The sequence below is a fragment of the Mycobacterium sp. TH-M15 genome (assembly GCF_057473705.1).
The window spans coordinates 1-3,445 of sequence record NZ_JBYCLB010000079.1; the positions used below are offsets into that span (position 1 = coordinate 1).

General features: G+C 71.3%; 4 protein-coding genes. 2 read left to right on the forward strand and 2 right to left on the reverse strand.

The features are described from left to right. Both AC2VNT_RS01970 and AC2VNT_RS01975 read right to left on the reverse strand, forming a co-directional pair. Positions 1 to 874, reverse strand: an 874-nt coding sequence (locus AC2VNT_RS01970; RefSeq protein ID WP_486945256.1) for an amidase family protein, incomplete at its 3' end; no start/stop codon positions are given. Then, positions 874 to 1,848 carry a D-2-hydroxyacid dehydrogenase gene (locus tag AC2VNT_RS01975; protein ID WP_486945257.1) on the reverse strand — a complete coding sequence of 325 codons (975 nt, stop codon included), beginning with the start codon at positions 1,846 to 1,848 and terminating at the stop codon, positions 874 to 876. The genes AC2VNT_RS01970 and AC2VNT_RS01975, both read right to left, overlap by 1 nt. Before the next feature lie 81 nt (positions 1,849 to 1,929). Here AC2VNT_RS01975 and AC2VNT_RS01980 point away from each other — a divergent pair, with 81 nt between their 5' ends. Together AC2VNT_RS01980 and AC2VNT_RS01985 are read left to right on the forward strand one after the other, a co-directional pair. Continuing rightward, complete coding sequence (locus tag AC2VNT_RS01980) at positions 1,930 to 2,688, forward strand: maleate cis-trans isomerase family protein (protein WP_486945258.1); 759 nt, start codon at positions 1,930 to 1,932, stop codon at positions 2,686 to 2,688. Continuing rightward, positions 2,685 to 3,425: a maleate cis-trans isomerase family protein gene (locus AC2VNT_RS01985; protein WP_486945259.1), complete on the forward strand. Its 741-nt coding sequence runs from the start codon at positions 2,685 to 2,687 to the stop codon at positions 3,423 to 3,425. Before AC2VNT_RS01980 ends, AC2VNT_RS01985 begins: the two co-directional genes overlap by 4 nt. The last annotated feature ends 20 nt before the right edge of the window (positions 3,426 to 3,445 follow it).

The window sequence follows — 3,445 nt, forward strand, 5'->3', positions numbered from 1 at the left end:
CCGCGTCGGCCAGCGTCCGCACCGCCGCGGCGATGACCGCCGCCACCTGCGGGTCGGGGTCGACGTAGCCCAGCGTCGCCGAGTACGCGACGTCCAACCCGGCCACGTCACGGCGCAGTTCGCCGCGATAGGTGGTCAGGGCCGGTGGCAGCGAGGTCGGGTCGCGGTAGTCGGGCAGCACGATGATGTCCATCAGCAGCGCGGCGTCCTCGACGGTGCGGGTGATCGGGCCGGCGTGCGCCAGCGGGCCGAACGGGCTGATCGGGTACATCGGCACCCGGCCGTGCGTCGGTTTGAAGCCGACCACCCCGCAGAAGCTGGCCGGGATGCGGATGCTGCCGCCACCGTCGGTACCCAGCGCCAGCGGCGCCATCCCGGCCGCCACCGCCGCGGCGCTGCCGCCGGAGGAGCCGCCCGCGGTGCGGGTGGTATCGACCGGGTTGCGGGTGACCCCGCTCAGCGCGCTGTCGGTGACCGCCTTCCAGGCGAACTCCGGGGTGGTGGTCTTGCCGAGGATGACCATGCCGTCGGTGCGGATCTTGCCCACCGCCGGGCTGTCGTCGGGCCACGGCCCGGCGGCGTCGGTGAGCAGTGAACCGCGCAGGGTGGGCCAGCCGGCGGTGTGGAAGACGTCCTTGATCGCCACCGGGACGCCGTCGAACAGTCCCCGGGTGTACTTGCCGCCCCAGCGGGCTTCGGATTTACGCGCCTGGGCGAGTGCGGCTTCCTCGTCGACCAGGCAGAACGCGTTCACCTCGCGATCCCGGGTGGCGATGGCGGACAGCGCCGCCGCGGTCGCCTCGACGGGTGAGAGCTCACCCGAGGTGTAGGCGGCGACCAATTGCAGGGCGGTCAGGTCGGTGGGTTCGGTCATCAGCGTGGCTCCCCGGTCCCGGCGGGTGCGAATGCGCGCCGCTTGTCGACGACGTTGTGCAGCGGCTGACCGGACGCGTAGCGCCGGAGGTTGTCGATGAACTGCTGCTGCAGCGACTCCCGCCAGCCGTGCACGTCGCCGCTGTTGTGCGGGGTCAGCCGAACCATGGGCAGGGTCCACAGCGGATGGTCGGGCGGCGGCGGCTCGGGGTCGGTGACGTCGAGCGCCGCGCCGGCGATCCGCCCGTCCCGCAGCGCCGCGACCAAGGCGTCGGTCACCACCAACGGGCCGCGGCCGACGTTGATCAGGCGGGCCCGGGCGGGCATCGCGGCGAGGGCTTCGGCGTCGATCAGCCCGCGGGTCTCCGGCGTCAACGGCGCGGCCAACACCACGTAGTCGGCATCGGCGACGGCAGCGGGCAGGTCGGTGGTGATCTCTCCGAAGTCGGCGTCGTGCCGTACCGTGCGGCCGACTCCGCGGACGGTCATCCCGGCTGCCCGCAGCAGCCGGGCGACGGCGCGCCCGACCGGACCCGGGCCGACGACGGTGACCGACGCCCCGGCGATCGGCTCGGTGCTGAAGTGTTGCCAGCGTCGCGCGCGCTGCGCATCCCGGGACCGGTCGAAGTCCTTGGCGAAGGCCAGTATCTGGCCCAGCACGTACTCGGCGATGGGGGCTTCGAAGATGTCGCGCGAGTTGGTGACCACCACGTCGCTGTCGACCAGTTCGTCGAAGAGCGCAGCGTCGACCCCGGTCGCGGCGACCTGCACCCACCGCAGTGAGTCGGCGGCCGGCCATACCGAGCGCAGCGCGGCGACGGCGAAGTCGTAGATGAAGAGCACGTCCGCACCGGGAAGCGCCTCGGCCAGCCGCGCCGAGGGAACCATCCTCAGCTCCGCCTCGCCATCGAGCGAGCGGAGCTGGGTGGGAATCGACTCACCGTGCTGCACGACGACCACCGGATGCGCGCCCACATTGACACGGTAAGACGTATCGTATGATTGTCAACAATCCAGGGTCGGCCTGGAGTGGTGCGTGAACGTGTGGGGCCACCCATGGATGTGTCGTCGCTGCCGGAGTTCGACGAGCCGGTGGAGCAGCGTGGCATCGGCATCATCGCCCCGTTCGACCTGGCCCTCGAGCGCGAGCTGTGGCGGTGGATCCCGGCCGAGGTCACCCTGCACCTGGCCCGCACCCGCTACGAGCCGGTCCCGGTCAGCCTGGCGATGGCCGAACTGGTCTCCAACCCCAGCCATCTGGCCGCCGCCACCCGCGACGTCCTGCACGTGGAGCCGGAGGTGGTGGCCTACCTCTGCTCCTCCGGCAGCTTCATCCACGGCGTCGAGTACGAGAAAACGCTGGTCGCCGCGATCGAGGCGGCGGGGGCGCCGGCGGCGGTCACCACCTCCGGAGCCCTGGCCGAAGCGCTGCGGGCGCTGGAGGTCTCCCGGATCTGTGTCATCACCCCCTACGACGAGGAGCTCACCAGGTTGCTGGGGGCGTTTCTGAATCAGCTGGGGGTCACCGTGCTGCGCGCCGACTACCTGGGCTTGGGCGGCGGCATCTGGAAGGTGAACTACCGCACCGTGGCCGAGCGGATCGTCGCGGCGAACGTCCCCGAAGCGCAGGCCATCTTCGTCAGCTGTACCAACCTGCGGACCTACGACATCATCGCCCCGCTCGAGCGGATGCTCGACAAGCCGATCCTGACCGCGAACCAGCTCACGATGTGGGCCTGCCTGGGGCGGATGGGGCTGCCGATGATGGGACCGGGACGCTGGCTGCGGGACGTCTTCACCGGAGTGCACCGATGACCCGGCCGACGGTCGGCTTCATCTATCCGGATCACGCCGCTGAGTCCGACTATCCGATCGCGGCCGGCCTGCTTGGGGTGGAGCTGCCGGTCGCGCACATCTACGGCATCGACCTGCACGCGGTACCGGAGCTGATGGATCTGGGCAGCCCGGCCAAGCTCGCCGAGGGAGCGTCGCAGTTGGCGTCGCGTCATCCGGCCGCGGTGGTGTGGGCCTGCACATCGGGCAGCTTCGTGTTCGGGCCCGAGGGCGCCGCCGACCAGGTGAACCGCCTGGCGGCGTTCGCCGGGGTGCCGGCGTCGAGCACGTCGTTCGCGTTCGTGCACGCGCTGGCCGAACTCGGGTGCTCCCGGGTTGCGGTGGCGGCCAGCTATCCGCATGACATCGCCGAGTTGTTCGTCGCCTTCCTGGCCGCCCACGGCGTCGAGACCGCGGGGCTGGGAAGCGCCGGCATCGACACCGCCGCCGAAGTGGGGCGGCTCGGCCCGGAACAGGTGCTGTCGCTGGCACTGCAGAACGACACCTCGGCGGCCCAGGCGCTGCTGATCCCCGACACCGCCATGCACACCGTGGCCCAGGTCGACGCCCTGGAGCAGCGGCTCGGCAAGCCGGTGCTGACCGCCAACGCGGTGAGCGTGTGGGAGGGTTTACGCATTGCCGGGCTGACGCGGCAGGTGACCGGGCTGGGCGCGCTGTTCGCCCGCGACGCGGAGAAGGCAGGTGGTGGCCGGCGATGACGGCCTCGCAGAGCACGGCG

Coding starts and splice junctions, on each gene's coding strand:
- AC2VNT_RS01980 (WP_486945258.1), top strand. CDS start 1,930: ATGGATGTGTCGTCGCTGCCGGAGTTCGACGAGCCGGTGGAGCAGCGT.
- AC2VNT_RS01985 (WP_486945259.1), top strand. CDS start 2,685: ATGACCCGGCCGACGGTCGGCTTCATCTATCCGGATCACGCCGCTGAG.